Origin of the sequence: Paenibacillus tyrphae, from assembly GCF_027925525.1 — a bacterium.
Lineage (GTDB): Bacteria > Bacillota > Bacilli > Paenibacillales > NBRC-103111 > Paenibacillus_G > Paenibacillus_G tyrfis_B.
Genome location: NZ_BSDJ01000024.1, coordinates 45,952 through 71,626, shown reverse-complemented (window position 1 = coordinate 71,626; position 25,675 = coordinate 45,952). Strand labels below are relative to the sequence as shown.

Here is a 25,675-nt window from a genome sequence, read left to right as displayed (position 1 = left end):
GTTCACGTGAACAATTGATAGATATCATGGTGGGAGGCTTCTTGTATGCAGAAGAACGACGGAATGAATTACGCGCCGCAGGGGAAACCGAATCCGGTCGTGAAGCCGGGCGAGTTCGCTTTTGCCGCGATAGGGCTGGATCACGGCCATATTTTCGGGATGTGCAACGGCCTGATGGAAGCTGGAGCCGATTTGGTTGCCGTCTACGACCCGGACCCGGTGAAAGTCGAAGCGTTCGTCAAGCGGTACCCGCAAGCCAAGGCCGCCGCTTCGGAGGAAGAGATCCTTCTTGATCCGAGTATTCAACTCGTAGCGGCAGCGGCCGTCCCTTCAGAGCGCGGAGCGCTTGGGGTTCGTGTTATGAGCGCGGGCAAAGACTACTTTACCGACAAGACGCCATTCACCGCGTTCTCGCAGCTTGAAGCCGCCCGTGCGAAAGTGAAGGAAACGGGCCGGAAGTACATGGTCTATTTCAGCGAACGGCTGCATGTGGAAAGCGCCGTGTTCGCCGGGGAATTGATTCAGAAGGGCGCCATCGGCCGCGTCGTGCACGTGATGGGCTGGGGCCCGCACCGGTTGAACGCGCCGACCCGCCCGCAGTGGTTTTTCGAGCGGGAGAAGTACGGCGGCATCCTGTGCGACATCGGGAGCCATCAGATCGAGCAGTTCCTTTTCTATACCGGCGCCAAGGATGCCACAGTCGTCAGCAGCCGGGTAGCCAATTATCACAACAAGCCGTACCCGGAGCTGGAAGACTTCGGTGACGCCACGCTGACCGGCGATAACGGCGCAACCTTCTACTTCCGCGTCGATTGGCTGACGCCGGACGGCCTCGGCACTTGGGGCGACGGCCGGACGCTCATCGTCGGTACGGACGGGTACATCGAGCTGCGCAAATATATCGATATTGCCCGGGATAAGCAGGGGGACCACGTGTACTTGGTGAACAAGGAAGGCGAGCGGCATTTCTCCGTTCACGGCGAAGTCGGCTTTCCGTTCTTCGGGCAGTTGATCCTCGACTGCATTCACCGGACGGAAAATGCGATGACGCAGGAGCATGCCTTCAAAGCGGCCGAACTGTGCTTGAAAGCCCAACAGCAAGCGATTCGCGTCGAATAGCTTACAACCGTATAGATCGAAATACCCCTTTGCCGGAATTAGGTGCAAAGGGGTATTTTTGGCTTTATCGTAATTTCTACATTTACCGTTGACAAGTGGATAGGCGGGGCGTATAATCGTCGTTGTTAATGAAAAAAATTACGATTTACGTCTCGGAGGGCATCATCTCATGAAGCGAACATTCATCAAACGGGCCATCCTTCCCGTCATCCTGGTTCTCCTGCTGTCTACACTGTTGTCCGCTTGCGGAGGACGCTCGCAGCCTGCGCTTGTGAACGGCAAGATCAATATCGTAGCCAGCTTTTATCCGTTATATGATTTTGCCACCAAAATCGGCGGAGATCACGTCAACGTCGTCAATCTGGTGCCGGCCGGCGTCGAGCCCCACGATTGGTCGCCGAAGAGCCGCGATATCCAGAACTTGACCAAGTCCGATCTGTTCGTCTATTTGGGCGCCGGCTTCGAGGGTTGGGTGCAGGATACGCTGGACAGCTTGAAGAAGGACAGCAAGGCCGTTGTGGTCGAAGCAAGCCGCGGCATCGAGCTGCTTCCCGGTACGGAAGAGGAACACGGGGATGAGCACGGCCACGACGAGAAGAAAGAAGCAGGCAAGGATGCCCACGGTCACGATCACGGCAACACGGACCCACACGTATGGCTGAGCCCGGCTAATGCCAAGCAGTTGGCCGTCAACATCAAAGACGCGCTGATCCAAGTCGACGGTGCGCACAAAGCGGACTACGAAGCGAACTTCAAAAAGCTCGCCGACCGCCTCGACCAATTGGACGGCAAGTACAAGAGCGAGCTTGCCAAGGTGTCCAAGAAGGACATTGTCGTGACGCATCAATCGTTCGGATATTTGGCCAAAGCTTACGGACTGAACCAGAAGGCGATTATGGGGCTTGCCCCGGATGCCGAACCGACGTCCAAGGATATGAAAACTATTTTGCAATTCATTAAAGACAATCAAGTCAAATATATATTCTTTGAGGAGCTAGTATCCGACAAACTGGCCAAGACGCTTGCGAAGGACGCCGGAGTCGAGACGCTTGTCCTCAGCCCGCTTGAAGGGTTGACCGAAGAGCAGGCGAAAAAGGGTGACGATTATGTGTCCCTGATGGAAAACAATTTGAATAATTTATTAAAAGCATTACAATAGAAGGGAGACCTTCCGTATAAGGAGCTTTGCCATGCAAACGAATGCTCGCTTTGGATGTCATCAACAGATCGTTACGATCGATGACATCTTTTTTTCTTATGAAAATAAACCCGTGATTAACGGCTTGAATTTCTCGATTCTGGAACGCGATTTCGTCGGATTGGTCGGCTCCAACGGCGCAGGCAAGACGACGCTGCTGAAGATGATCGTCGGGCTGCTGAAGCCGGCGCGCGGCGAAATCCGTCTCTTCGGCCAGCCGATCGACCAATTCCGCGATTGGGAGCGCGTCGGGTACGTGCCGCAGAAAAATGCGCTGAATCCGCTATTTCCGGCAACGGTTCGCGAAGTCGTCACCTCCGGGTTGTTCGGCAAAAAGAATATGTTTCGCCGGCTGAGCAAGCAAGAGCGCAGCAAAGCGGACGATGCGCTCTACGCGATGCGGATCGAAGATCTGGCGGACCGGAGGATCGGCCAATTGTCCGGCGGCCAGCAGCAGCGGGTGTTCCTCGCCCGGGCGTTAATTAACAACCCGGAGCTGCTTATTCTGGACGAGCCTACCGTCGGCATCGACGCCGAGACGCAGGCCGGCTTTTTCCGCATGATCCGGCATATGCACCAGCATCATCACATCACGTTTATCATGGTATCGCACGATATGGATATGATACAATCGTATCTCGGGGAGAACTCGGTGCAGAAGAGCGGCGGCCTATCGTTCTACGTCAAGCATACGCACGAGCCGGAAAATTGCCGCGAAACCGATCTGACCCACTCGATGCAGCAGCTTAGAGAGACGATTGAAGTATAACCCTGACCGTGGAATAACGGCAGGATGCAGCGGGCAGATAGGAGAGAATTGGCTTTGGATATCTTTACCGAATATTTTTTTCAGCGGGCGCTGATCGGCGGCTTGCTCATCGGCTTGACCGCTCCGCTTATGGGCGTATTTCTCGTGCTGCGTCGCTTGTCGATGATCGGGGATACGCTCGCGCACGTATCGATCGCGGGGGTCGCGCTCGGATTTTTGATCAACGTATACCCGATAGGCGTCGGGCTGCTGTTCGCCCTGCTGGCTTCGTTCGGCATCGAACGGCTGCGCAAAGCGTACAAAACCTACGCCGAACTATCGATTGCGATTATTATGTCGGGCGGCGTGGCGCTTGCGACCTTGCTGTTTACGATCGGCAAAGGCTTTAACATTAACGTCATGAGCTACTTTTTCGGCAGCATTTACACGCTGGACAATACCGACCTTTGGGTCGTCGGCGGCGTTGCGGCTATTGTCGTGGCGTTCGTGCTGATCAACTACAAAGAAATGTTCCTGCTCTTCTTCGACGAAGATGCGGCCGGCGTGAGCGGACTGCCATTGCGCTTCTATAATATTATGATCACGATGCTGACGGCGCTTGTCATCAGCGTCTCGATCAAAATCGTCGGGGCGCTGCTCGTTTCCTCGCTGCTGACGATTCCGGTCGCCTGCAGCCTGCTCGTCGCCCGCAGCTTCAAGCATTCGATCTTCTGGTCGATTCTGTTCTCCGAGCTTGCGGTCATTACCGGACTTGTCTCCGCAGGCGTGTGGGACTTGGCTCCGGGAGCGACGGTCGTGCTGTTGCTGATCGCCATACTCGTCGGCATTTTAACGGTAAAACGGGGACTTCGCTTGTAAGAAATGGTAAAAAGGATGGTGAACGGTAGCCGTGGAACTTAACATTTGGATCGCGCTGTGGGCAGGCTTCGTTTCTTTCATATCGCCCTGCTGCTTGCCGCTGTATCCTTCGTATTTGTCCTACATAACCGGCGTTTCCGTCGGGCAGCTCAAGAACGAGCAGAGTGCCAAAGAAGTTCGGTTCAAGCTGATTACCCATACGCTCAGCTTCATTCTCGGGTTCTCCATCATTTTCTATACGTTGGGACTCGGGGCGAACGTCATCGCCAACGCGTTCTTGGATTACCGCGATTTGCTGCGGCAAATTTCGGCGATCATGATCTTCGTGATGGGATTGTTCCTGCTCGGCATTTTTCAACCGCAGTGGCTCATGCGCGAGCGCAAGCTGCAGATCAAGTCGAAGCCGGCCGGCTACCTCGGCTCGCTGCTGATCGGCATCGGCTTCGCCGCAGGATGGTCGCCCTGCATCGGCCCGATTCTGTCCGCGATGCTGATGCTGGCGGCAACCGAACCGAATTCCTGGCTGCCGCTCATTTCCGCTTATTCGCTTGGGTTCGCGATCCCGTTCTTTATCCTTGCGTTCTTCATTGGATCGACCAAATGGATCTTGAAGTATTCCGCAACCATGATGAAAGTAGGCGGAGGCGTGATGCTCATCGTGGCCGTACTGCTGTACACGGATCAAATGACCCGCATCACGATCTGGCTGCAAGGCATTACGCCATCCTGGATCGGCTGACGCTCACGTAAAATAATCGATCTTCGCCTGCGGAAAATGGGTGAAGATGCGCTCGCTAATGAATTCGCGCAGCGCTGTCGCCTGTTCGTCAGGATAGACATACTTGCCCTGGCCCCACCGGCCCCATTTGTATTTCCGCTTGGCTTCGTCCATCTCCAGCTTCGTCTTCGGATAGCGCTGGTGGATAATATTTTTGGCTGTTTTCGTAAAGCGGTGTTGAATCAATTCGAACGTCAAGTCAGAGGTCGCTTCCGGGGGAAGGGCCTCTTTTAATTTGTGCAGCAGTGCTCCATAGCCTTCCTCCCAGCCTTCGTGCCAGATGATGGGTGCGATGATGAAACCGAGCGGATAGCCGGCCTTGGCGACTTTGCCCGCCGCCTCGATGCGCTCGTAGAAGCTGGAGGTCGCCGGTTCGAAATTTTTGATGACATAATCGGCATTGACGCTGAACCGGAACCGGGTATGACCGTTATGCTTGGCATCCAGTAGCGGTTCCACGTGGTGAAATTTCGTGACGAAACGAAGTCGGCCCAGCGGTTCCCGGCCCATAAATTCGATGTATTCCTTCAGCGAGCCCGAGATATGCTCAAGCCCGACAGGGTCGGACGTACAGGCCGCCTCGAAGCGGGTAATTTCCGGCGCTCTTTCCTCAATATATTGCTTGGCCTGCTTCAGAATATCGTCGGTATTGACATAGACCCGGATATAAGGCTTCGCCCCGAGCGTCGTCTGCAGATAGCAGTAATGGCAGTGCGCCATACAGCCGGTCGCGATCGGGATAGCGTACTCGGCCGACGGCTTGGACGTATCGAATTTCAGCGTTTTGCGGATTCCGACGACTAGTGTCCGTTTGGCGATCCGGTATTTCTCCAGATCGCTCTCGCCCGGAAGGTTCGTAATCCGGTTATGGGAGGTCGTCATGCGGATCGGAAGTCCTTCCTTGAGCGCCCATTCATGGATTCGCTTGCCTTTGGGATAGTCCAAGGCGTCGGGCTCAAAATAGACAAGCTCCGGGACAAACACCTGCGTCTGGCGGATCGGGGGGGTGAGCAGCTCCGTGGCCATATGCGAGATCCCTCCTAATGGTACGAATCGTATCGGACTTGCTTACGGAATGCGGCTGTGATATAGTTAAGAACGCTTATAACGACCTTAGGATGCTTCATTCACTCGGTGCGCACACATGGGAATTTGCTGCGCTGCACACGAGGTTTTTGTCCTTCACAGCAAAGTCTTGCTTTGCATAAATCAATCAGTGTATCATTAAATTACCGAGATTCGTCTTTGGAACACGGGAGGAACGCGGAATGGCTACGCCCAGTATGGAAGATTATTTGGAACGAATTTATAAATTAATCGATGAGAAAGGGTACGCGCGCGTTTCCGATATCGCCGAAGGACTTGAGGTTCACCCGTCTTCGGTGACGAAAATGATTCAGAAGCTCGACAAAGACAACTACTTAATTTATGAAAAATACCGAGGTCTTGTGCTGACGTCGAAAGGGCAAAAAGTCGGCAAACGATTGGTCGACCGCCATCATCTGCTGGAAGAATTTTTGACGATCATCGGGGTATCGGAAGAAAATATTTACAAGGATGTCGAGGGCATCGAGCATCACTTGAGCTGGGATTCCATCACCTGCATCGAGACGCTGGTTGAATATTTCAAGCGTGACGCCACCCGAGGAGAACAGATGTTTGCCCTTAAGAAAGAGCTGGAAGAATCGTAAGTCTCCGAGAATCGGGGGCTTTTTTTCTTTTCCTGGCATAGGGACAATTCGTCGCCTCATACATACTCTTGGAGAGACTTTGCGGGAAGAGGGGATGCGGGGTGAGAATCAATGCGGTGTTTGAAGGCGGCGGCGTGAAAGGAATCGCGCTTGCGGGGGCCGTATCGGCGGTGGAGCAGCTCGGACACTCGTTTCATCAGGTGGCGGGGACGTCTTCTGGGGCCATCGTCGCCTCGTTGGTTGCGGCGGGATACCGCGCGGACGAGCTGAAGGAGATTATCGAGGGCACACCTTTTCGCGCGTTCTTGCAGCGCTCCCGGATCTTCGATACGAGGCTGGTCGGCCCGTTGGCCCGTTTGTTTATTAAGAAAGGCCTGTATTCCGGAGAAGCGCTGGAGCATTGGATCCATAAGCTGCTGCTGGCCAAGGGCATCCGTACGTTCGGCGACCTGAAGCCGAATCAGCTCCGCATTATCGCCTCTGACATCTCCGGCCGCAAGTTGCTCGTCCTGCCGGACGATATCGCCCATTACGGCATCGATCCCCGCCGGTTCATGATCGCGAAGGCCGTTCGGATGAGCACGTCGATTCCTTACTTCTTCGATCCGGTCATCATACGCAAATCGTTGGAGCACCGTCTGCCCGGAGAAAAATTCATCGATCAGTTCGTGTACATCGTGGACGGGGGACTGCTCAGCAACTTTCCGCTGTGGATCTTCGATTCGACGGAAGCGCCGCCGATCGACCAAATGATCCCGACCATCGGCTTCCAAATGGTGGGCCGCGGCACTGGGCAGCCGAACGCGATTCACGGTCCGGTCAGCATGATGCGGGCCTTGTTCTCGACGATGCTGGAGGCGCATGACGACCGCTATATCCAAGAGACGAACCGGTTCCGTACGGTCAAAATTCCGACGCTCGGCGTCAGCATCACCGATTTCGACATCGCGACCGAGCAGAGCCTGAAGCTGTTCGAATCGGGACAGCGGGCGACGCATGACTTTTTCGCGCATTGGAAGATGACCGAGTACAAGCATAACTATTTGACCCACGTCTGCCGGGTTCCCAACCGCTATTCCAAGAAAGCTTGAAAAACAAAAGCGGCAAGCGCTCTTGGGGAGAGGCTGCCGCTTTAAAGGTACGATTAATCTAAATCAATGGTATTTGGGTGGTTCGTCCGAGCTGTCCTTGCTGCCTTGAATAACGCGGAACGTGGCATTGCGCCGCTTTCCTTTTTGAAACCGGGAGGAGGACGGCCGTTTCGCTTGTCTCCATCGGTTCGGCGGGAACTTGTACAGGAAGAAAATCACGCCGAATACGAGAATCGGAATAATATAGGTGCCCGGACTGGAGAGAACACTAGCCAGTATCCCGATGGCGATCAAGCCGAAAATCACGTAAGCGACCGTGCTGTTGCGGTTTCTCATGCAGGACCCCTCCTTGTCTTTAGGTTAAATTTGCCGGTCGAGCTCCCGCATCCGGTTGAAGGAGGCAATGGATACTTCCACTTGGGAATCGTCCGGTTCTTTGGTCGTGAGCAATTGCAGCCACAGGCCGGGATAGCCGAGGAAACGAAGCACCGGAATGTCCCGCAGGCTGTTGGTAAACCGCAAAACTTCGTAGGATACGCCGATCACAAGCGGAAGCAGCACGATCCGTTGAATGATCCGCTCCAGGAACGAATCGTATTGAAAGAACGAGTAAATCACGACACCCACGATGACCGTAAAGACGATGAAGCTGCTGCCGCACCGGTAGTGCAGTGTGCTGAATTTTTGCACATTTTGTACGGTCAGTTCCAGGCCCGCCTCGTAAGCGCTAATAACTTTATGTTCGGCTCCGTGGTATTGAAATAAACGTTTGATCATCGGCGTAAGCGAAATAAAATAAATATACCCGACAAGCAAAATAATCTTAATCAAGCCTTCGATCAGGTTATGCCCGATCTGGTTCTGGAACAATCCTCCGAACAGCATCTGCTCGATGGTCGGCGGAACAAGGGTAAAGACGAACTTGCCGAACAAAAAGGATAAAATCCCGACGACCGCTACCCCGAGAATCATGGAAATCCTGCCGGTCAGCGATTCCTTCTTCTCTTCCTTAACCACACCTTCTTCCTCGGCAAACACCTCCGCCGAAAAATTCAAGTGCTGCGCCCCTTTGGCGCTCGCTTCGACAATCCCGACAATCCCCCGGATCAACGGAATTTTCTTCAATGCCTGAACCCAGCCGATTTCTTTTCTGGGAACCTCAAGATAATGGATGGTATTATCTTTTCGGCGCACCGCCGTAACGTTCACCTTCTGGCCGGCAAACATGACGCCTTCAATCACGGCTTGGCCGCCGTAAACGGCCGTTGGTTGATTCTTTTCCGACAATACAATACACCTTCTTCTACTATGAATAAATAACGATGAATGATGCCATATCTGTATTTTAGCGAATCCGCAGTCATATTGCCACTTGTTTATCGGTGGAACTTTTGCACATACTAGTGGATATCCGAAATCGAGGAGGGATTTGGGCATGAATCGCCGAAGCGATAGGAAGTTTCGTACGAATCGGTGGAATTTCGCGGTATATATCGGTTTTTTTGCCGGATTGATCTGGGGCGGGGTTCAAATGCTCGCCAACTATTTTCATTTTACTTCGCTATCGCCGGGATTTTTGCTCGAGCCCTTGTACAAGCATTCTTACTTGATGACATGGCGGGGATATTTGCTGGGGTGGCTGGCGTTTATCGCCCTGTCCGTCGTTGCCGCTTTATTGTATACGATGTTATTCGCCAAAGCGTACGGTCCGTGGTATGGGGTCGGGTACGGCGTCGCCTGGTGGGCGTTCTTGTTCCTGCTGATCGGGCCGGTCACCGGGATGATGAATTGGATCGCCTATCTGGATCTGAACACGGTGGTGACCCAAGCGTGCCTGTTTGTGCTATGGGGAGTGTTTATCGGTTATTCCATCAGCTTCGAATTTACGGACGAGCGGGAGCGGGAGCCGTTTGCCGACGGCCGGGACGAACCGGAGATAACATGATTCCGCGCGGCGTGCAGACTATCCCCGGGTATGCGTGATTCGGATCGCCTAAACATTGGTAAAACCGCTTTATTTGGCCGCCTGAGCCCGCAAAAAAAAGTTCTCAAACCGGGGAAGGTTATGGTAAAATGGCTAAGTGTGTGCGGATTTATCAGGTTGGGAGGTTTCACGGATGAAGCACATTTTGTTGTTGAACGGGCCGAATTTGAACATGCTTGGCATCCGGGAGCCCGGCGTCTATGGAAGTCTGTCGCTTCAAGCGATAACGGACAGGCTGACCAAGCTGGCGGAGGAGCTCCACGTCGGATTGGAGTGCTATCAGTCGAATCACGAGGGTGATCTGATCGACCGCATTCATGCCGCCTATGGGCAGAAAGCCGGAATCTTGTTCAATCCGGGAGCGTTCACGCATTACAGCTACGCGATCCGCGATGCCATCAGCGCTGTAGGCATCCCGACGGTTGAAGTACATATTTCGAACATTCATAAAAGGGAAGCTTTCCGCCACGTATCGGTAATCGCCCCGGTAGCCGTGGGCCAAATCGCGGGTTTCGGCGCGAACAGCTACGAGCTGGGCTTGCGGGCGCTGGTCCAGTATATTGATAGCGCGGAGGGATAGCAAATGCAGCAACAGCGAATCGGGCGGCTGCGCAGTCTTTTGGAACAAAAAGGCTTGCCGGCGCTGCTCATCACGAATGCGACAAACCGGAAATATATGACCGGCTTCACCGGATCGGCGGGCTACGTGCTCATTACGGCCGATCGGGCCGTATTGCTGACCGACTTTCGTTATGTCACACAGGCATCGGAGCAAGCGGCAGGTTACGAGATCGTCGAGCATCGGCCCAAGGTCGTGGAATCGATTAACGACCTGCTTCGCAAATGGGGCATAGCCAAACTTGGCTTCGAGCAAACCGACCTCAGCTACGGCACCTACAGCAGCTACGCCGAAGCGCTCGGCGGGATTGAATTCGCGCCGACCGGAGGGCTGGTCGAGTCGCTTCGCATGATCAAGGACGACGGGGAAATCGCCGTCATGCAGCAGGCGGCCGATCTGGCGGACCGTGCGTTTGTCCACGTTCTCGGGCTGCTGAAGTCCGGGGTTAAAGAGCTGGACATTTCACTCGAAATCGAAATGTTTGTGCGCAAGCATGGCGCCGCTTCGACTTCGTTCGAAACGATCGTCGCTTCCGGCGAACGCTCTGCGCTGCCGCACGGCAAAGCCAGCGACAAAATTATCGGGACCGGCGAATTTGTAACGCTCGATTTCGGAGCCTATTACAAAAGCTACTGTTCCGACATTACCCGCACGGTCATCGTCGGTACGCCGACGGATAAACACCGCGACATCTACAAGATCGTTCTCGAAGCGCAAATGGAAGCGCTCGAGCGAATCAAGCCGGGAATGACCGGCAAGGAAGCGGATGCCGTCGCACGCGATATTATCAAGCGTTACGGCTACGGCGATCATTTCGGCCACGGCACGGGTCACGGGCTCGGGATGGAAGTTCACGAATCGCCGCGGCTGTCGGTGCAGGGCGATGTTGTACTGGCTCCAGGCATGGTGGTTACCGTGGAACCCGGCATTTATTTGCCAGGCTTCGGCGGCGTCCGGATCGAGGACGATATCGTCATCACGGAAACAGGCAATCGGAGGTTAACACAATCCAGCAAAGACTTGATTGTGATACCATAACTTTAGGCAACTTGGTAGCGGCATAAACCAAGGCGAAGGCAAGGATAGGTCCGGATGATCCGGAGACTGATTCTTACAAGGCTTGAGGCACTGTCGTCTGCTCACATTTTAGGGAGGTTTTTGTAGTGATTTCAGTTAACGATTTTAAAACAGGCTTAACCATTGAAGTAGACGGCGATTTGTTCACCGTTGTCGATTTCCAGCACGTTAAACCGGGTAAAGGCGCTGCCTTCGTCCGCTCCAAGCTGAAAAACCTGCGCAACGGCAACACCGTCGAGCGTACGTTCCGCGCCGGTGAGAACGTGAGCCGCGCTCACATCGAAAACCGTCAAATGCAATATCTGTATGCCAGCGGCAAAGAGCATACGTTCATGGATACCGAATCGTTCGACCAAATCAACCTGGAAGAAAAGCAAATCAAGTGGGAACTGAACTTCCTCAAAGAAAACATGAACATCAATATCATGAGCTACCAGGGCGAGATCCTCGGGATCAACATGCCGAACAGCGTTGAGCTGAAAGTCATCGAAACCGAGCCGGGCATCAAAGGCAACACGGCGCAAGGCGCGACCAAGAACGCGAAAGTCGAAACCGGCTTGAACGTTCAAGTGCCGCTCTTCATCAACGAAGGCGACGTGCTCTTGATCGACACCCGTGAGGGCCAATACATCTCCCGCGCTTAATCTGAGCGGTGGAAAATCCTTACCTTTCTTCGGAGAGGTAAGGATTTTTTTGTTTTAGCCGTATTACATGTAAAAAATGGTACAATAGCGACTAGGAACAATTTGGGATCTTAGGAGATCGCACAATGAAGCTTATCGGAAGCATGACGGAACACTATTACAGGGAACACTTGATTGAATTGAACAGGTCTTTATTTGATGATCATTCTATGAAGCGATTGCTAGGAATCATACAGCAGGCTTTTCCTGATATGAAAACCGCTATTATTATTGCAATTACGCCCGATCAGGGCGAAGATGTTTATACCATTCTGATGAATAACGATTTTATTGCCTATATTGAATTGGACCGCTATAACCTTGAAACAGAACCGATTATTGAATCGAAGCCTGTAAAAGATTATAAGCGCGGTCTTAGTAGGATCGGGCAGATTCAGTTAGCCGTCGCAATGGATTTGGCAGAGAGGAATTAATATGAATGATTTCTGCACGAAAATAAAAATTGAGTAGAGTATGGAGATACACAATAGGAGTTATCTATCGACCGCTAGAACAAATCCACCTAAGCTTGCAATGGATACGCCTTTGCTCACCCTACTACTAATCATTAATTTTAATTACATACACGAATGCTGCCTGTGAAGAAATTGGCCGTCGGTTGGATTACGATCCGCTGTTCTCTGTTTCTATCGTTCCGCAAGTGGATCTTTTTTCAGCTATGAAAAGCTGTTTGGGGCAAAGGATAAAACAAAAGCAGATGTTGAAAACGAAAATGCGGTTAAGGATACAACCATTGATCGAACAAGAAGGCTGTTTTATGTTACATGTAGTCATGCTGAAAAGAGTTTGGCTATTGTAGCTTATTCGGAAGAGCCGGAAAAGGTTAAGAAACATGTTCTAGAAGAGGGTTGGTTTGAAGAAAGTGAAGTAGAGAGTATTTCATAAAGATATTTTGGGAGTTGGAATTTTGAGTCATTGAAAGTTTGAAAGGCAAGCAAAGTTACTAAAGTATACTTCTTTTAAGGATGATAAACATTGAGCACTTGGAGAAGTAAAGCATTAGAGTTATTTTATGATATTAGATTTACCTTCCTCTATAGAGACGCGAGTATATATTCTTTAATTTTTGAACTGAGGAGAAAAGTTGTTCAATCACACAAAGATAATGACATTGAATATCTTGACAAAATTTATAACTATGCGGAGTGGTGTTTTAATCAAGAAAAACGAAGTTACTATATTTGGAATGCAATATGTGTAGGGTTTTATGAACACCTTGTTGAAGATGAAATTGTTCGTCATGCGATACCTTACAGAATTAGACCCTATATTTTTGAACAAGTACAACCACTATTAAAATGGAGACTAGAAAAAAATGAAGAAGTTTATAAGGAACTATTGTAACAGTACAACAAGACTAACAATACTAATTTTGAATGCTAACTTGAAAGCGTACTTGTTATAAATTTTCTAAGGAGGTTAATCAGAAGATGAATGAAGACATTTTGCGGTATCCAATCGGCCAGTTTAACCCAGTGACGACTATGTCAGAGGAGGAACGTAAGAGTTATATGAAAGAAATTGCAGATATTGTTCCTTCTCTGCGGAAGATTGTGGGAGACTTCAATGAGGATCAACTTCAAACTCCATACCGTTCCGGTGGTTGGACGGTGCAGCAGGTCGTTCATCACATGGCCGATAACGATGTCAACGCCTACCTAAGATTAAAGCGGGCTTTAACCGAAGAAGAGCCTATGGCCAGTTCATATCGCCCCAATTTGTGGGCTGAGCTTAGCGATTATAAGGATACTCCGATAGAAATCTCCCTGATGCTTTTAGAGGCGCTTCATCATCGACTAATCAATACAATTCACGGTTTGAAACCAGCCGATTATGATAGAAGGTTCAATACCGAAGTCCTTGGCTGGATCACCGTGGATGTCGCGATTCAAAGATTCATTTGGCATAACAAGCATCATACTTCCCATATTCAATCTTTAGCACAACGAATGAACTGGTGAAGATTGGGTCATTCGTAAACAGAATAGGGAAGCACAATACTTACGCCGAGGATGAGTCCCATGCAGGATATTCAATTTTTTGAAAATCAGATACAATTTCAAAAGTACCCATTTCAAGCGTCAAGCATGTTTCCTAATGGCAGCGTCGCATCTGAAGATATTTCTGAAATTTTGATCACCCGATGTCCTCCCGAAGTCAGATTGAAAAGCGGCGAAGTCCTTTTTGTCTCGGCCGTACATAAAGAAAGCCTGGAATTGTTTGCGAAAAGCAATAAGATCCCTATCGTTTCGAGGGTGGATACTTGGAGCTTCATCTGCGAGGAGTTTCTGGATACGGAGTTTTCAGACGAGGATAAAGAAAGAGTGTATCGGCTCTTAGAAACTGAAGGGCTGGATCGAAACTTTGTCAGTGAAACGAGACAAATTTTGTACATCCCTATGATGGCCTACAATTCGATTATGTGGGATTGGGCGCACCTGGGTTTATATGACGTCTTGACGGCCATAAGCGGACAATTTCCGTATGGGGAAAAGGTTAAGTTCACGGAAGAGGCCTTTCATGATTTTTATTGGAAAGCGATGAAATTGGCCATGCGCGAGAGGAATAGGTAAGGTTGGTAATAAAATTGATCCTAGAAAGGAAAGCAGCATATGTCTAACCAAAAATCGCATCGCTCTGGACCAGCTTATCTTGAAGGAATTACCATAGCAGAAAACCCGGAAACATGGATGGAGCAAGAATGGACAGGTAAATTGCAGACAAAAGAAGGCCGGACCCAGTTTCGTATTTATTATTACGGAGAGCTGATGGATGACCTGATTGCAGTGACCGATTTCGCTCCTCAACTGATTGTTGCCGAGGATCCGGTTGACGGTGAACGTTACCTTTTGTTCGACGGTTGCAAACACGGTTATAACGCCATGTTATGCGATACCTATACGGCCGAGCAGCAAAACAACCGGACGCCCTTATTGCCCTATCTGGGCAAGGATGGTGAGGATACCTTTGAGGTTTACATCACGGCTTTCTATAATGTCGATTGGGACGAAGAATTTGCGGATGATGTGGACGAAGACGGGCTGCTTGAATTGATTAACGGCGAACGAGTCGATTTTGACGAGGCGAAGCGCAACGGATATGATGCGCTGGGGATAAATATCGTAAATAACAAGGGAGAAAAAATCGAAATTGTGCAGGAAGAGCTTGCCTGAATGCACGCGGGCCCAATTTTTTGATGAAATTGGGCCTTTGCTATTTATTGGCCAAGCTGGCGACTAATCTTCCTGCAGCTGCAAGGCGCCGCGCAAGATTTCAAATGAGCCGCATAAAGCGGTCAAATTTTCTTCTAACACTTCTTCTACCGTTTTATTGACTTCCCTTGCGCATTCTTCTGCATCCTCTTTAACTACCGCGATTTCATGATCAATATACATAATCGGGGGCTCCGTATCCGCCTTTCGGTAGTCGAACACGAGCCAGTTGCCGCTGCTTACGCTCCAAGCGAAAGGAATGATTGTATAAGGTTCCGGGACCAATTCGTTCACCATCTCGATACTATCCATGTAGGACAAGCACGGCCGGATGAAGCGAATCGACCACTCCGTGTACCCGTTAAAGTCCTCCAACCGGTACTCTTTCAGCCAGCCGTTATCGCTGTTTTCGAGGTCCTGAAGCATTTGTTTATAGCTAGCGGGGAATACGATTCCCAATTTCGATTCGATTTCTTCGATCGACAAGGACTCTTGCGCTGATTCCGTCATCGGATTTTTTCCTCCCGTTTTTCATGTTCGTTGTTATTATACTCCAGAAGTCTGTCCTAGAAAAATAAGGACTTTCATCGAAAAAAAATGTGCTAGAATGGGAGAAGAAGATTTTGGAAAGGCAGCGGCGAACCTTAAACATCCGGTAGAAATTCGAGGTAAACAATGAAAATAATTTTTTTGGATATTGATGGGGTGTACTGGTTACTTCAAGACATATGGTGCAGAGCAAGAAATATTTTGGACATGAGTTTGATCCGGCATGCGTCAGGAGTTTACAAGAGATACTTGAAAAAACTGAAGCTAAGATTGTAGTCAGCTCGTCCTGGAGAGAAGGTAGGACTTTAAAACAATTACAATCTATTTTTGAAATCAACGGAATAAAGAATGTGGTTGGCATGACGCCAATTATCGAAGGGGCAATACGGGGCAAAGAAATTAAAGAGTATTTAAACCAAATTTTGAATATTGGTTTGGAAGTCGACAGGTTTGTGATTATTGACGATGAAGAAGAGATGGGGGAGCTAGACGATCACCTGGTGGAAACAAGTTTTGAGACCGGGATAACCAGGGAAGTAGCGGACAAGGTCATTCATTTTTTAGTTTAATGGCAGCTCGTGAAAGTCGTATCAAGCAGACAGTGTTTCAAGATAGGACTAATAGGTAAACAAGTTTTTGAATAAAATTAGTTAAGGAAATATAATCGATGAGCACTATTTTTGAAGAATTAAAAATCGAAGTATCTAACTTCTTAAATTGGTCTAAATCGTTTGAGTATGATGAAAATGAGTGGGAGATAGGATATCCTCATTGGTTTAGAGTATTTGCATTAATTGGTAAACTATTGAGCAGCTACAAATTTATTGAACTTACTCCTGAAGTAAAGGAAAATATTTTCTATTTACTTGCAAGAGATAACGAAGTGGAGGAAATAGCTGCTTTGTTATCAGAATATCCAGATTACATAATTTCGCTTGCCAAAGAGGGATTAGACTATCATGATTATGAGGCAAGATGGCAGTCAGATAAGAAATTCGTTATTCTAGCATAGCGTAACACTGTGGTCCTGCTGTTTTACGTTCTTTGGTTTATCTGCACATGAAAAAAACGGCCTTTCGGCCGGCCATGATCTCGCGGAAAAGGTACTCAGGTTCTCAGACGGACATCTTCTGCAAATGCGCTTCGAGCCGATCAAGATTTTGCTCGTTGGCTGGAACTGCGATTTTCTTGATGGCGTTGAATACACCAGCGTTTTCGAAAAGCTGGCGCCAAGTCAGTCTGGTTTTACTGCCAAGATCCTCGAAGGTTGCCGTGAGCTGATAATGAGGTGCACAAAGATGCCGCAGCACGATCCGTTCAGGCCCAATTTCGACAAATTCGCTTTTGTTGTCATAATTCATTCCGTTCGGTCCGTGCATCACAAACTCCCATATTCCTCCCGGCCGTAAATCAAATTCGTGAAACGTGTTCGTAAACCCGTTCGGACCCCACCACTGTGCCAAATGCTCGGGTATTGTCCAGGCTTCGCAAACGAGAGTAGAGGATGCATTCATCAGCCGCGTTGTTACCAATTCGTATTCTTCCGTTGCGATGATTTCGTTGTTTGCCGCATGTTTTTCCGTCATGCCCGTTCCTCCTCTGCATGTTAAAGTAGGTTAGCCGATCTCCAACTGCACACCCAGCTTGCCCAGCATCTCCTTGGTACCGTGTTTGCGCAGAGCCGGCGTGTCGTGGCCGTCCAGGAAGACGCCTTGCTCGGTGAAAATCATTTTTGTGCCTCCGCCTTCCGGCTTGAACTCGACGGTCGTCGCGGAAACGGAAATACGCGTCTCGCCCATATCCAAAGTATAGGTATAAACGATGCGTTCGTCCGGCACAATGTCGTGGTACCGGGCATCGAAGGTAAACACCGGTCCACCGGGAGGCCCTCAGACAAGAGCTTTTGCTGCATCCGGATAGTTTCTTTCAGACGGGTGATTTGCAGTGACACGATTTCTAGCGGACTGAAGTGCCCGCCGGTTACGACGGACTTAATCTCCTCCAGCGATAAGCCGAGCTCTTTTAACGACAAAATTTGCTGCAATCTCGACAGGTCGGCTTCGTTATACAGCCTGTGCCCCGAATCGGAATGCGCCGACGGAGAAAACAGGCCGATCTGGTCGTAAAACCTCAATGTTCGTATCGTGAGTCCCGTGAGCTTAGCAAGCTCTCCCACCTTCCAAAGTCGTTTCATAATCACCTCTTTTTTGTTGCGCATCTGTTTACCGGTAACTATATATAAAACATGACGTTACGTCATGTGCAAGTGTTAAAATGCATGAGAAAATATCAAGATGAGAGGAAGTCATATTATGCTCTCAAAAGTTTCAGATAGACAGTAAAACGGACCGCGAATAAATAATGATAATCTTGCAAACAGGCTGCTCCTTATACAATAGGATGCAGCTTTTTTTGTCTAAAAAGGTCGATTAAAAACATGATTTTCTTTATTTATTGCTTTTAGATCAAGCCTTAAGTCCTTGAATTTATAAACTTTTATATTCATTTATTTGCGTTTTAACTACCTCATACCATGATGGTAAAAAATATTTCAAAAGGTTTATTATGGTAATAATTCAAAAGTCCGGGTTTACTTGTGGAAATCGTGTTCGCTCAAGAAGCGATCGCTATGAAAGCCTTCTTACCAAAAGCTGCTGGACTGTATGATTTTGCCATACTGGAGCTTTAGTACGGGATGTTTTGAAATAATTGTAAATTATAGTCTGAAATTTTCATAGGTCCTAGGCTTCAATTGAGCATCGCATGATTACCTAATTACTTTCAAAGTGAATCTATAGACCTAATATTTATTAAAATTAACAAAAACTATAAAAAAAGATGCATATCAACAGTTTTCAAATTAATTTCCTCATGCTATTATGGTAAATATTATTCCAAAAGGTTCATGGTGGAAATAATTCAAATCATTGAATTATGGTTCTCTACTCCTTGAAATGACAAGGATATCATCTCAACATTGGAAGGTGAGTCGTTTGGCTTCTCAACTGTTAACTGGAAAAAATATTTTGATTATGGGTGTCGCCAATAATCGAAGCATCGCTTGGGCAACGGCGCAATCCTTGGCAAGTCAAGGGGCTAAACTTATTTTCACCTATGAAAACGAGCGGGTGGAAGAGCGGGTCCGCAGTCTGATTGCGGCCTTGCCAGGAGCCGAGGCCTATCCCTGTAACGTAACCGTCGACGAAGAAATTGACGCTTTAGGGCAAATTTTGCAAGAAAGTGTCGGTGTCCTGCATGGGTACGTTCATAGTGTGGCGTACGCCAAGGGCGAGGATTTGGACGGGATGTTTGTCGAAACATCGCGGGAAGGCTTTGGCATAGCGCATGAAGTAAGCGCTTATTCATTGGCAGCCGTCGCCAAAAGAATTTATCCGTTAATGACGGAAGGCGGAAGCATAGTCACGATGACCTATATCGGGGCTGAACGCGCCATTAAAAATTACAATGTCATGGGGGTGGCGAAAGCGTCGCTGGAAGCTTCGGTACGCTACCTCTCCAACGACCTGGGGCAATTTAACATTCGGGTTAATGCAATTTCCGCGGGGCCGATTCGTACCTTAGCCGCCTACGGCATAAAAGATTTCAATACGATGTTGAAAAAGATCGAAGAAATAACGCCGCTCCGTAAGAGTATCGACGCCTCCGAAGTTGGCGATACGGCACTATTCCTGCTCTCCGGGCTTTCGAGAGGGATTACGGGAGAAGTGATCCACGTCGACGCCGGTTACCATATAGTCGGCATGTAATACGAAGAAAAGGAGGGATACTCGAAAACCGTCGAAGACAAAGTCCGGTCATTCGTCCTACCGACAAAAGATCATAGGAGTGAAATATATTGATTGTTGCCCAATCCGAAAGTCAGATCATTACTTCTGGCCATACTTATAACAAGGATCGGTTTGAAAAAGATGTTCAAGTGTTCTCTCGAATGTTAGGTGTTCGAGGACTCTCCGCGGGTGACAGAGTTATTCTGAAATCGGAAAATTCGTATTGGTTCGTTGTGACGTTGTTTTCCTTGTGCCAGCTTGCGGTTTCTATCGCCGTGGTGGATGAGCAAGTCCAAGCGGACGAGCTGGGTCAAATTTATGCAGATATCGGGGCCAGCTGCATCTTGACCGATGTGGCTACGGATATCCCGGACGCGACGATTTTAATCATCGAAAGTATGATTCAGGAGGAGGCGATTTATGAATATTGGGCCGGGGAGGTAAGCTCCTCGCCGATACATATCGATAAGTGGACGGAAATGAAGGATGCGCTGATTCTTTTCTCTTCGGGAACGACAGGCAAGCCCAAAGTCATAGTGAAATCGGGCCGATCCTTTATGGACAATATCAAGTTAACTGTAGAGGCCATGAACTATGTGTCGAGCGATCGTTTGCTCCCCATTGTTCCTTTCTCCCATTTTTACGGAATCTCCCTTATTTTTTCATGGTGGTTGACGCAATGCTCCTTGATCATTAGCAACCAAAAAAATCTCTGGAGTATCGTTACCAGTGTTATCAAAGAAAAAGCTACTGTTGTTGATGCAAATCCCTCTGCTTTTTACGCCTTTATTCGTATGTTATTAAGAAAACCGGATCAATTGGAACAAGTGAAAAATACCTCGGTGCGCATGTGGTGTGTAGGCGGTTCGCCTCTGACGAAGGATTTGGAGGAGAAATTCGCGGAAGTATTCGGACACCGCCTGCTGAACGGCTACGGATTGTCCGAGCTTGGCAATGTCACCTTGGGGACGTTGGAAAATCCCGAAGGCTGCGGCAGGCCTCTTCCCGGAGTGGAGACTAGCGTCCGGGATCAACAAGGTATCGAGCGCAATGAAGGTGAAGTCGGCGAGGTCTGGGTACGTACGCCCGGATGCATGGAGGGGTATCTCCATCAGGAGGAGTTTACCCGCTCGGTCATTCAAGACGGCTGGTTCAAGACGGGCGATCTGGGCTTTCTGCAAGAAGGGAACCTTCATGTGATCGGCCGGAACGGCAAGTCCATCAACCGAATGGGATACACGTTCTCTCCGGTTTATATTGAGAATCAAATCAGCCGGTTAGGCTACCGTTCTTGTGTCGTTCCCTTGGACGATGAGAAAAAAGGCACGCTGCTCGTCGTATTTGTAGAGAACGAATCGACGCAAGAATTGCCCCAGTTCCGCAAAAATATAAACCGAATGCTTCCCACTTACATGTATCCCGATTTGTTGCTGCTTGTCACCCAGTTCCCTTTGAACCGGAACGGAAAGCTCGACCGGCTGGAACTTGAGCGTATGGCGCAGGAACGGGTTATAGCACAAGAGGTGTGATTCACAAAATTATTTTCATACCCCAAAAAACAGGAGGAAAAGCGAAGCGATGACGATCAATCTGGGAACGAAGGAAAATACTTTTTTTGCCGAAAGATACGAAAGCATTGAAAAGTGCGTGGATTATTTGACGACCCATCGAAGCGAAATTTTAAGCATTTTATCCAATATCTCGTCCTATCGTGCGGCCAATGCCGAGATCGATTCCACGATTAAAACCTTGCAAGGCGCTATGCGGGAAGTGGAGACGTATCGTCCGGCTTGCCAGGATTCGATGGCCGTCTTTATGCCTTCCAACGTAATTTTATATTCCTATGCGCTGTATTTGCTAATTCCTTCCTTGTTTGTGAACCGAATTGAATTCAGAGCTTCCTCGCACGTCGCGGAATATGTCAGCCTGCTGCATGATAAGCTGAAAGAGGTGCATCAGCTGCCGATCAGCAATCTTAAAGTAAGTCAAAAGGCTTTTATGACGAATTCCGTTAGCCAAGCCAATATTGTCGTGTTTACCGGTACCTATCAGAATGCGGAACAAATCAAGAAGCAAATGAGTAGGGAGCAGCTCTATATCTTTTTCGGACAAGGCATCAATCCGTTCATTATCGGTCCTGACGCGGATTTGTCGCTGGCTGCCGACGATGTGATTCGGATGAGGCTGTTCAATTCGGGACAAGACTGCTTGGGACCGGATATTATTTTGACCCACGAAAGCATTGCGGAAAGCTTCAAAAATCTGCTGCTGGAAAAAGTGGAAGTACTGACCTTCGGAGCCAATGACGATCCGAACGCCAACTATTCGCCTATTTTTTATAAAGATATTCTGACGGCCATGTCGGAGTATTTTAACAATAACGACAACTACATCATTTATGGCGGGGGCATTGATTTTCGCACGAAGAAGATGGAGCCGACAATTTTATACAGCAAGCTGGAAGACCGGCTGGAAATTGCGGAGTATTTCTCCCCGGTATTCAATGTCGTCAGCTACCCGAACGATGAGCAGCTCATGAAATTGATCGGTTCCAGCTACTTCAGCGAACGCGCCATGGGGTGCAGCTTGTATGGCTCGGAGCATTTGGCCGACAAGCTGCGCAGAAAACATACGCTTACGATCAACCAAACGTTGGAGGACGTGGAGCAGGGTAATAAAGCTTTCGGCGGGCACGGAACGATGTCGAACTATGTTTTCTACGATATGCAGTTGGTCTCGAAACCGATTCTGATTTCCGAGGTTGTTGCGGAATTCCTTTCCGAAAAGAGGATCGAAGTATGAAAACACGAATGGGGGCCTGGGACGTCATCGTCCGTTATCTTCAATTTCTAGGCCTGGAAACGATATTCGGTCTGCCGAGCGACGATTTGAAAATACTGTCCTCGCTTCAATCATCGGACATTCGTTTGATCATTTGCAAAGACCAAAGGAACAGTTTATTCATGGCCTCCGGTTATGCGCTGACATCCGGTCAATTGGGTGTATGCGTTGTAGGGAAAGGGCCGGCTCTCACCAATACGGTAACGGGATTGCTGGAAGCTCATCATCTGGGAGCCCCCTTGTTGTTGATCGCGCTTGGAACCGGCAGCGATAAGCTGGGAACGAAAGCTTTTCAGGAAGCGGATCAGCTTTCGTTGGTCAAGCCTCTGGTGAAATGGGCGTATCGGGTCGAGCATCCGGACCGGTTGGTATGGGCATTGGAGAAAGCGGCGTTTATGGCTGTTAACGGGGGAAAAGGCCCGGTGTATCTTGAACTGCCGGAACACATCGCGGATCAAGCCGTGGAGGTAGACTTTCCGTTCCAACCGCTGGAAAGATTGAGCAGTTCCCCTTCGGCGAGCGATCTCAACACGGCTTGGGACGTGATTTCGCAAGCAAGTAAACCGGTGCTTCTGGTCGGCGGAGGGATGAAACCGGGGGCACAAGGGCTTATTGAGTCGTTGGCCGTCAAATGGGGTGCGGCCATTTTTACGACCGCATCGGGCAGAGGAGCGGTCGATGAGGAACATCCTTTATTTTGCGGAGTAGCGGGTCTGTATACGGATAAAAGCATGAGAACCATTTGGCAAGAAGCCGATGTCGTCGTATCGCTGGGCAGTCGGTTGGAGGAAACTGCGACATTCGAGTGGGATGTGATGTTGGCGCATACGCCGATCGTTCAGGTGAATGTCCATTTGGACGACTTCTCGCATCAGTACCGTGGCGTAAAGGTGCTGGGAGACGGGTACTTGGCGGTCGAGCACTGGTTGTCGCGATTCCATCGTCAGCCCGATCGGGATTGGCTGGCTCGAATCGCAAGCTGTAAAGAAGAAGCGTTCCGCAGCAAAGAGGCGTATATCCGTCAAGTCGGGACGATGCCCCATATTCATGTATCGGAAGTGCTGGATGTCATGCAGGCGGAATTTCCGGAGGATTGCATCCTGGTGCAAGAAAACGGTCTTCAGGATATGTGGTCGTATTTTTACCCGTATTACCGGTTTACGGGGAACCGCTTTTCCATCGTCCCCAGCGATCAAACCAGCTTGGGGTTCGGCGCAGCCGCAGCTGTCGGGGCAAGTCTGGCTGACCGCCGTCCGGTCGTGGCGCTTGTGGGGGACGGAGCCTTCAACCTGTTCCAGTCCGATCTGATTACGGCTGTCCGGTATCGCATCCCGCTCATCTACATCGTGATGAACAACGGAGGCTACGGCTGGCTGCAGTATCAACTGAATCAACTGGATCTTGCAGGAGAGCCGTTTCGGTTCGTATCGGAAACGCCACTCGAGCACATGAACGTCATGAAGCATGACTATGTGGAACAGATCGTCATTCAAGAGAAGCAAGAGTTGATCGAGAAGTTGCGGTTGGCTTTTGCCCAGTATCAAGCGAACAAGCTGGTCGTGGTGATCGTTCCTGTGGCGATTGAGGATGTGCACGATAAGATTCAGCATATTTACGGCGATTTTCCGGTTTACGAAAAATAACGGGCTAGAATACTGCAACAGAAGGTGGGGATCGTGTTGAAGAGACGCGTAGTGGTAACGGGACAAGGGGTAATCAGTCCGGTAGGACTGAATGTGAATGAATTCTGGACATCGCTGATTGAGGGGAAAAGCGGGATCGGTCCTGTCACCGTGTTCGATACGAAAGACATACCGACCAAAATTGGAGCGCAAGTCAAAGGATTCGATCCTTTGCAGTATATGAGCAAGAAGGATGCGAACAAAGTAGCGCAGTTCACCCAGTTTGCTTTGGCGGCCGCCAAGCAAGCCGTGGAGCAGGCGCAGCTGCGCATCGATGAAACCAATGCTCCGCGCGTTGGCGTCGTGGTCGGATCGGGAGCCGGGGGCTTGGATGTGGTGGAAGAGAATTACAATAAGCTCAATCAGAGCGGTCCCAAGCGGGTGAGCCCGTATTACGTTTCATCGATGATGATCAATTCCGCACCAGGAGAAATTTCGATTGCACTGGGGGCAAAAGGCCCGTCTTATGCTGTCGTTACGGCGTGCGCGACCGGAAGCAATGCGATCGGCGAGGCGCTGCGTACGATTCAGTACGGCACGACGGACGTCATGATCGCAGGCGGCTCGGAAGCTAATTTCAGCCTGCTGGATTTGGCGTCGTTCGCTAATATCCACGCTCTGTCAAGACGAAACGATGAACCTCAGAAGGCGAGCCGTCCGTTTGACCGCAATCGCGACGGATTTGTCATCGGCGGAGGCGCGGGAATCGTGGTGCTTGAAGAGCTGGAGCATGCGTTGAAGCGCGGGGCCCCTATTCTGGCCGAATTGGTGGGTTATGGCTGTACGACGGATGCGCACCATATCACCGCTCCCGATCCGACGGGGTTCGGCGCTGCGGAAGCCATCCGAATCGCATTGAAGGACGGAGGAGTGCCCCCGCAAGAGGTCGGCTACATTAATGCGCATGGGACGAGCACTCCGTTCAACGATCAAATGGAAATCAATGCGATCAAGACGGTGTTCGGCGAGTATGCTCCGGACTTGGCGATTAGCTCCATCAAATCGATCACCGGGCATTTGATGGGCGGTGCAGGCGGCGTCGAACTGATTGCCACCGTATTAAGCATCGTTAACAGCAAAGTGCCGCCAACGTTAAATTGCGACGATCCGGAAGATCCGGAATTGAATTTTGTGCCACATGTTGCTCAGGAACGGGAAATCGAGGCTGCCATAAGTAATTCGTTCGGATTCGGCGGCCACAACGTATGCTTGGCTGTTCGCAAATGGCGGGGACATTGATTCGCAAGGAGTTGAATAATACATGTTCCATATTCCTGATGTGCTGCCTCATCGCGCTCCTTTTCTTATGATCGATAGGATTGTCGAAGCTGAGCAGTCCGTCTATGTCAAAGGCTACAAACATATCACGTGGAATGAATGGTATATTTCTCAAGATTGCCCGTACATGCCTTATACGCTTGTCGTTGAAGCATTGGCACAGTTGAGCGCTTTCGCTGCGATCGATGAAAAAGGCATTTCCTTTTTATCCTCGCTTAACCAAGTCGAGATGCATTCCTTGGCACGACCTGGGGACCGGCTGGATCTATATTTCGAGGTGACCAAGCGAAGAAAAGGGTATCTTCTTGGCAAGGGATTGGCCACTGTGGGGGAACGGGTCATTGTCAAGGCGGAAGAAATCGTAGCATTCACCCAAAAAACAGGAAAATGAACTCAACCAAATTGATTGTAATACTAACATGGGGAGTTGAAGACGC

At 49.6% G+C, this 25,675-nt stretch carries 31 protein-coding genes; 24 read left to right on the top strand and 7 right to left on the bottom strand.

Features of this window, described 5'->3' with window-relative positions:
• The first annotated feature begins 45 nt into the window (after window positions 1-45).
• From QMG93_RS24525 to QMG93_RS24505, 5 genes are all read left to right on the top strand, one after another.
• Window positions 46-1,119 (top strand): Gfo/Idh/MocA family protein, encoded by a 1,074-nt coding sequence (locus tag QMG93_RS24525; protein WP_281941153.1) that lies wholly within the window; start codon window positions 46-48, stop codon window positions 1,117-1,119.
• A gap of 169 nt (window positions 1,120-1,288) precedes the next feature.
• A complete protein-coding gene (locus tag QMG93_RS24520) occupies window positions 1,289-2,278 on the top strand; it encodes a metal ABC transporter substrate-binding protein (protein ID WP_281941151.1) in 990 nt (329 codons plus the stop codon).
• Between the two features lie 31 nt (window positions 2,279-2,309).
• Entirely contained in the window at window positions 2,310-3,086 is a 777-nt protein-coding gene (locus tag QMG93_RS24515; protein ID WP_281941150.1) for a metal ABC transporter ATP-binding protein, read from the top strand.
• Between the two features lie 54 nt (window positions 3,087-3,140).
• Window positions 3,141-3,944: a metal ABC transporter permease gene (locus QMG93_RS24510; protein ID WP_281941149.1), complete on the top strand. Its 804-nt coding sequence runs from the start codon at window positions 3,141-3,143 to the stop codon at window positions 3,942-3,944.
• A gap of 31 nt (window positions 3,945-3,975) precedes the next feature.
• Complete coding sequence (locus QMG93_RS24505; RefSeq protein ID WP_281941147.1) at window positions 3,976-4,683, top strand: cytochrome c biogenesis CcdA family protein; 708 nt, start codon at window positions 3,976-3,978, stop codon at window positions 4,681-4,683.
• 3 nt (window positions 4,684-4,686) lie between these two features.
• On the opposite strand, the gene splB is transcribed toward QMG93_RS24505, so the two are convergent.
• A complete protein-coding gene (gene splB, locus QMG93_RS24500; protein ID WP_281941145.1) occupies window positions 4,687-5,748 on the bottom strand; it encodes a spore photoproduct lyase in 1,062 nt (353 codons plus the stop codon).
• A gap of 242 nt (window positions 5,749-5,990) precedes the next feature.
• Here splB and mntR point away from each other — a divergent pair, with 242 nt between their 5' ends.
• The gene (mntR, locus tag QMG93_RS24495) at window positions 5,991-6,413 is read left to right on the top strand and encodes a transcriptional regulator MntR (RefSeq protein WP_281941143.1); all 423 of its coding nucleotides are present in this window, start codon (window positions 5,991-5,993) and stop codon (window positions 6,411-6,413) included.
• A 101-nt stretch (window positions 6,414-6,514) separates the two neighbouring features.
• A complete protein-coding gene (locus QMG93_RS24490) occupies window positions 6,515-7,504 on the top strand; it encodes a patatin-like phospholipase family protein (protein ID WP_281941142.1) in 990 nt (329 codons plus the stop codon).
• 63 nt (window positions 7,505-7,567) lie between these two features.
• Here QMG93_RS24490 and QMG93_RS24485 read toward each other — a convergent pair whose 3' ends face one another.
• A complete protein-coding gene (locus tag QMG93_RS24485; protein WP_281941139.1) occupies window positions 7,568-7,840 on the bottom strand; it encodes a hypothetical protein in 273 nt (90 codons plus the stop codon).
• Window positions 7,841-7,864: 24 nt separating this feature from the next.
• Window positions 7,865-8,791, bottom strand: a complete 927-nt coding sequence (locus QMG93_RS24480) for a DUF1385 domain-containing protein (RefSeq protein ID WP_216793797.1) — start codon at window positions 8,789-8,791, stop codon at window positions 7,865-7,867.
• A gap of 148 nt (window positions 8,792-8,939) precedes the next feature.
• On the opposite strand from QMG93_RS24480, the gene QMG93_RS24475 reads away from it, so the two are divergent.
• The 9 genes from QMG93_RS24475 to QMG93_RS24435 all read left to right on the top strand — a co-directional run bounded on the left by QMG93_RS24475 (window position 8,940) and on the right by QMG93_RS24435 (window position 15,061).
• Complete coding sequence (locus tag QMG93_RS24475; protein WP_281941138.1) at window positions 8,940-9,449, top strand: YqhR family membrane protein; 510 nt, start codon at window positions 8,940-8,942, stop codon at window positions 9,447-9,449.
• A 172-nt stretch (window positions 9,450-9,621) separates the two neighbouring features.
• Complete coding sequence (aroQ, locus tag QMG93_RS24470) at window positions 9,622-10,068, top strand: type II 3-dehydroquinate dehydratase (protein ID WP_281941136.1); 447 nt, start codon at window positions 9,622-9,624, stop codon at window positions 10,066-10,068.
• 3 nt (window positions 10,069-10,071) lie between these two features.
• The gene (locus QMG93_RS24465) at window positions 10,072-11,145 is read left to right on the top strand and encodes a M24 family metallopeptidase (RefSeq protein WP_281941134.1); all 1,074 of its coding nucleotides are present in this window, start codon (window positions 10,072-10,074) and stop codon (window positions 11,143-11,145) included.
• Window positions 11,146-11,270: 125 nt separating this feature from the next.
• Window positions 11,271-11,828: an elongation factor P gene (gene efp, locus QMG93_RS24460; protein ID WP_010497515.1), complete on the top strand. Its 558-nt coding sequence runs from the start codon at window positions 11,271-11,273 to the stop codon at window positions 11,826-11,828.
• 125 nt (window positions 11,829-11,953) lie between these two features.
• Window positions 11,954-12,301: a hypothetical protein gene (locus QMG93_RS24455; protein WP_281941131.1), complete on the top strand. Its 348-nt coding sequence runs from the start codon at window positions 11,954-11,956 to the stop codon at window positions 12,299-12,301.
• Between the two features lie 562 nt (window positions 12,302-12,863).
• A complete protein-coding gene (locus QMG93_RS24450) occupies window positions 12,864-13,232 on the top strand; it encodes a hypothetical protein (RefSeq protein WP_281941129.1) in 369 nt (122 codons plus the stop codon).
• Window positions 13,233-13,318: 86 nt separating this feature from the next.
• Complete coding sequence (locus tag QMG93_RS24445) at window positions 13,319-13,849, top strand: YfiT family bacillithiol transferase (RefSeq protein ID WP_281941127.1); 531 nt, start codon at window positions 13,319-13,321, stop codon at window positions 13,847-13,849.
• Window positions 13,850-13,909: 60 nt separating this feature from the next.
• Window positions 13,910-14,461, top strand: a complete 552-nt coding sequence (locus QMG93_RS24440) for a hypothetical protein (protein WP_281941125.1) — start codon at window positions 13,910-13,912, stop codon at window positions 14,459-14,461.
• Window positions 14,462-14,500: 39 nt separating this feature from the next.
• Complete coding sequence (locus tag QMG93_RS24435; protein WP_216793805.1) at window positions 14,501-15,061, top strand: hypothetical protein; 561 nt, start codon at window positions 14,501-14,503, stop codon at window positions 15,059-15,061.
• 63 nt (window positions 15,062-15,124) lie between these two features.
• Here QMG93_RS24435 and QMG93_RS24430 read toward each other — a convergent pair whose 3' ends face one another.
• Complete coding sequence (locus QMG93_RS24430) at window positions 15,125-15,610, bottom strand: SMI1/KNR4 family protein (RefSeq protein ID WP_281941122.1); 486 nt, start codon at window positions 15,608-15,610, stop codon at window positions 15,125-15,127.
• A 218-nt stretch (window positions 15,611-15,828) separates the two neighbouring features.
• Here QMG93_RS24430 and QMG93_RS24425 point away from each other — a divergent pair, with 218 nt between their 5' ends.
• The gene (locus tag QMG93_RS24425; RefSeq protein WP_281941120.1) at window positions 15,829-16,218 is read left to right on the top strand and encodes an HAD domain-containing protein; all 390 of its coding nucleotides are present in this window, start codon (window positions 15,829-15,831) and stop codon (window positions 16,216-16,218) included.
• A gap of 98 nt (window positions 16,219-16,316) precedes the next feature.
• On the top strand, window positions 16,317-16,661 hold the full coding sequence (locus tag QMG93_RS24420) for a hypothetical protein (protein ID WP_281941118.1): 345 nt from the start codon (window positions 16,317-16,319) through the stop codon (window positions 16,659-16,661).
• Window positions 16,662-16,764: 103 nt separating this feature from the next.
• Here the strand turns inward: QMG93_RS24420 and QMG93_RS24415 are convergent, their stop codons facing one another.
• The 3 genes from QMG93_RS24415 to QMG93_RS24405 are packed head-to-tail and all read right to left on the bottom strand — an operon-like array spanning window position 16,765 to window position 17,843.
• Window positions 16,765-17,235, bottom strand: a complete 471-nt coding sequence (locus QMG93_RS24415) for an SRPBCC family protein (protein ID WP_281941116.1) — start codon at window positions 17,233-17,235, stop codon at window positions 16,765-16,767.
• 30 nt (window positions 17,236-17,265) lie between these two features.
• Entirely contained in the window at window positions 17,266-17,472 is a 207-nt protein-coding gene (locus QMG93_RS24410) for an SRPBCC domain-containing protein (RefSeq protein ID WP_413789332.1), read from the bottom strand.
• Window positions 17,376-17,843, bottom strand: coding sequence for a MerR family transcriptional regulator (locus QMG93_RS24405; RefSeq protein ID WP_413789329.1), 468 nt, complete (start codon window positions 17,841-17,843; stop codon window positions 17,376-17,378). The genes QMG93_RS24410 and QMG93_RS24405 overlap by 97 nt, the downstream gene beginning before the upstream one ends.
• 760 nt (window positions 17,844-18,603) lie before the next feature.
• Between QMG93_RS24405 and QMG93_RS24400 the strand changes: the two genes are divergently transcribed.
• The 6 genes from QMG93_RS24400 (at window position 18,604) to QMG93_RS24375 (ending at window position 25,629) form a co-directional block, all read left to right on the top strand.
• Window positions 18,604-19,416 carry an enoyl-ACP reductase gene (locus tag QMG93_RS24400; protein ID WP_281941226.1) on the top strand — a complete coding sequence of 271 codons (813 nt, stop codon included), beginning with the start codon at window positions 18,604-18,606 and terminating at the stop codon, window positions 19,414-19,416.
• Between the two features lie 89 nt (window positions 19,417-19,505).
• Complete coding sequence (locus QMG93_RS24395; protein ID WP_281941114.1) at window positions 19,506-20,966, top strand: class I adenylate-forming enzyme family protein; 1,461 nt, start codon at window positions 19,506-19,508, stop codon at window positions 20,964-20,966.
• A 49-nt stretch (window positions 20,967-21,015) separates the two neighbouring features.
• Window positions 21,016-22,239 (top strand): aldehyde dehydrogenase family protein, encoded by a 1,224-nt coding sequence (locus QMG93_RS24390; RefSeq protein ID WP_281941112.1) that lies wholly within the window; start codon window positions 21,016-21,018, stop codon window positions 22,237-22,239.
• Complete coding sequence (locus tag QMG93_RS24385; protein WP_281941110.1) at window positions 22,236-23,921, top strand: thiamine pyrophosphate-binding protein; 1,686 nt, start codon at window positions 22,236-22,238, stop codon at window positions 23,919-23,921. The genes QMG93_RS24390 and QMG93_RS24385 overlap by 4 nt, the downstream gene beginning before the upstream one ends.
• Before the next feature lie 33 nt (window positions 23,922-23,954).
• Entirely contained in the window at window positions 23,955-25,199 is a 1,245-nt protein-coding gene (gene fabF, locus QMG93_RS24380; RefSeq protein ID WP_281941109.1) for a beta-ketoacyl-ACP synthase II, read from the top strand.
• A gap of 22 nt (window positions 25,200-25,221) precedes the next feature.
• A complete protein-coding gene (locus QMG93_RS24375) occupies window positions 25,222-25,629 on the top strand; it encodes a 3-hydroxyacyl-ACP dehydratase FabZ family protein (RefSeq protein ID WP_281941107.1) in 408 nt (135 codons plus the stop codon).
• Window positions 25,630-25,675 lie beyond the last annotated feature (46 nt).

Coding starts and splice junctions, on each gene's coding strand:
- QMG93_RS24430 (WP_281941122.1), bottom strand. CDS start 15,610: ATGACGGAATCAGCGCAAGAGTCCTTGTCGATCGAAGAAATCGAATCG.
- QMG93_RS24425 (WP_281941120.1), top strand. CDS start 15,829: ATGGTGCAGAGCAAGAAATATTTTGGACATGAGTTTGATCCGGCATGC.
- QMG93_RS24435 (WP_216793805.1), top strand. CDS start 14,501: ATGTCTAACCAAAAATCGCATCGCTCTGGACCAGCTTATCTTGAAGGA.
- QMG93_RS24405 (WP_413789329.1), bottom strand. CDS start 17,843: ATGAAACGACTTTGGAAGGTGGGAGAGCTTGCTAAGCTCACGGGACTC.
- QMG93_RS24465 (WP_281941134.1), top strand. CDS start 10,072: ATGCAGCAACAGCGAATCGGGCGGCTGCGCAGTCTTTTGGAACAAAAA.
- QMG93_RS24475 (WP_281941138.1), top strand. CDS start 8,940: ATGAATCGCCGAAGCGATAGGAAGTTTCGTACGAATCGGTGGAATTTC.
- QMG93_RS24385 (WP_281941110.1), top strand. CDS start 22,236: ATGAAAACACGAATGGGGGCCTGGGACGTCATCGTCCGTTATCTTCAA.
- aroQ (WP_281941136.1), top strand. CDS start 9,622: ATGAAGCACATTTTGTTGTTGAACGGGCCGAATTTGAACATGCTTGGC.
- QMG93_RS24485 (WP_281941139.1), bottom strand. CDS start 7,840: ATGAGAAACCGCAACAGCACGGTCGCTTACGTGATTTTCGGCTTGATC.
- mntR (WP_281941143.1), top strand. CDS start 5,991: ATGGCTACGCCCAGTATGGAAGATTATTTGGAACGAATTTATAAATTA.
- QMG93_RS24440 (WP_281941125.1), top strand. CDS start 13,910: ATGCAGGATATTCAATTTTTTGAAAATCAGATACAATTTCAAAAGTAC.
- splB (WP_281941145.1), bottom strand. CDS start 5,748: ATGGCCACGGAGCTGCTCACCCCCCCGATCCGCCAGACGCAGGTGTTT.
- QMG93_RS24390 (WP_281941112.1), top strand. CDS start 21,016: ATGACGATCAATCTGGGAACGAAGGAAAATACTTTTTTTGCCGAAAGA.
- QMG93_RS24525 (WP_281941153.1), top strand. CDS start 46: ATGCAGAAGAACGACGGAATGAATTACGCGCCGCAGGGGAAACCGAAT.
- QMG93_RS24455 (WP_281941131.1), top strand. CDS start 11,954: ATGAAGCTTATCGGAAGCATGACGGAACACTATTACAGGGAACACTTG.
- QMG93_RS24445 (WP_281941127.1), top strand. CDS start 13,319: ATGAATGAAGACATTTTGCGGTATCCAATCGGCCAGTTTAACCCAGTG.
- QMG93_RS24520 (WP_281941151.1), top strand. CDS start 1,289: ATGAAGCGAACATTCATCAAACGGGCCATCCTTCCCGTCATCCTGGTT.
- QMG93_RS24515 (WP_281941150.1), top strand. CDS start 2,310: ATGCAAACGAATGCTCGCTTTGGATGTCATCAACAGATCGTTACGATC.
- QMG93_RS24375 (WP_281941107.1), top strand. CDS start 25,222: ATGTTCCATATTCCTGATGTGCTGCCTCATCGCGCTCCTTTTCTTATG.
- QMG93_RS24415 (WP_281941116.1), bottom strand. CDS start 17,235: ATGACGGAAAAACATGCGGCAAACAACGAAATCATCGCAACGGAAGAA.
- QMG93_RS24420 (WP_281941118.1), top strand. CDS start 16,317: ATGAGCACTATTTTTGAAGAATTAAAAATCGAAGTATCTAACTTCTTA.
- QMG93_RS24400 (WP_281941226.1), top strand. CDS start 18,604: ATGACAAGGATATCATCTCAACATTGGAAGGTGAGTCGTTTGGCTTCT.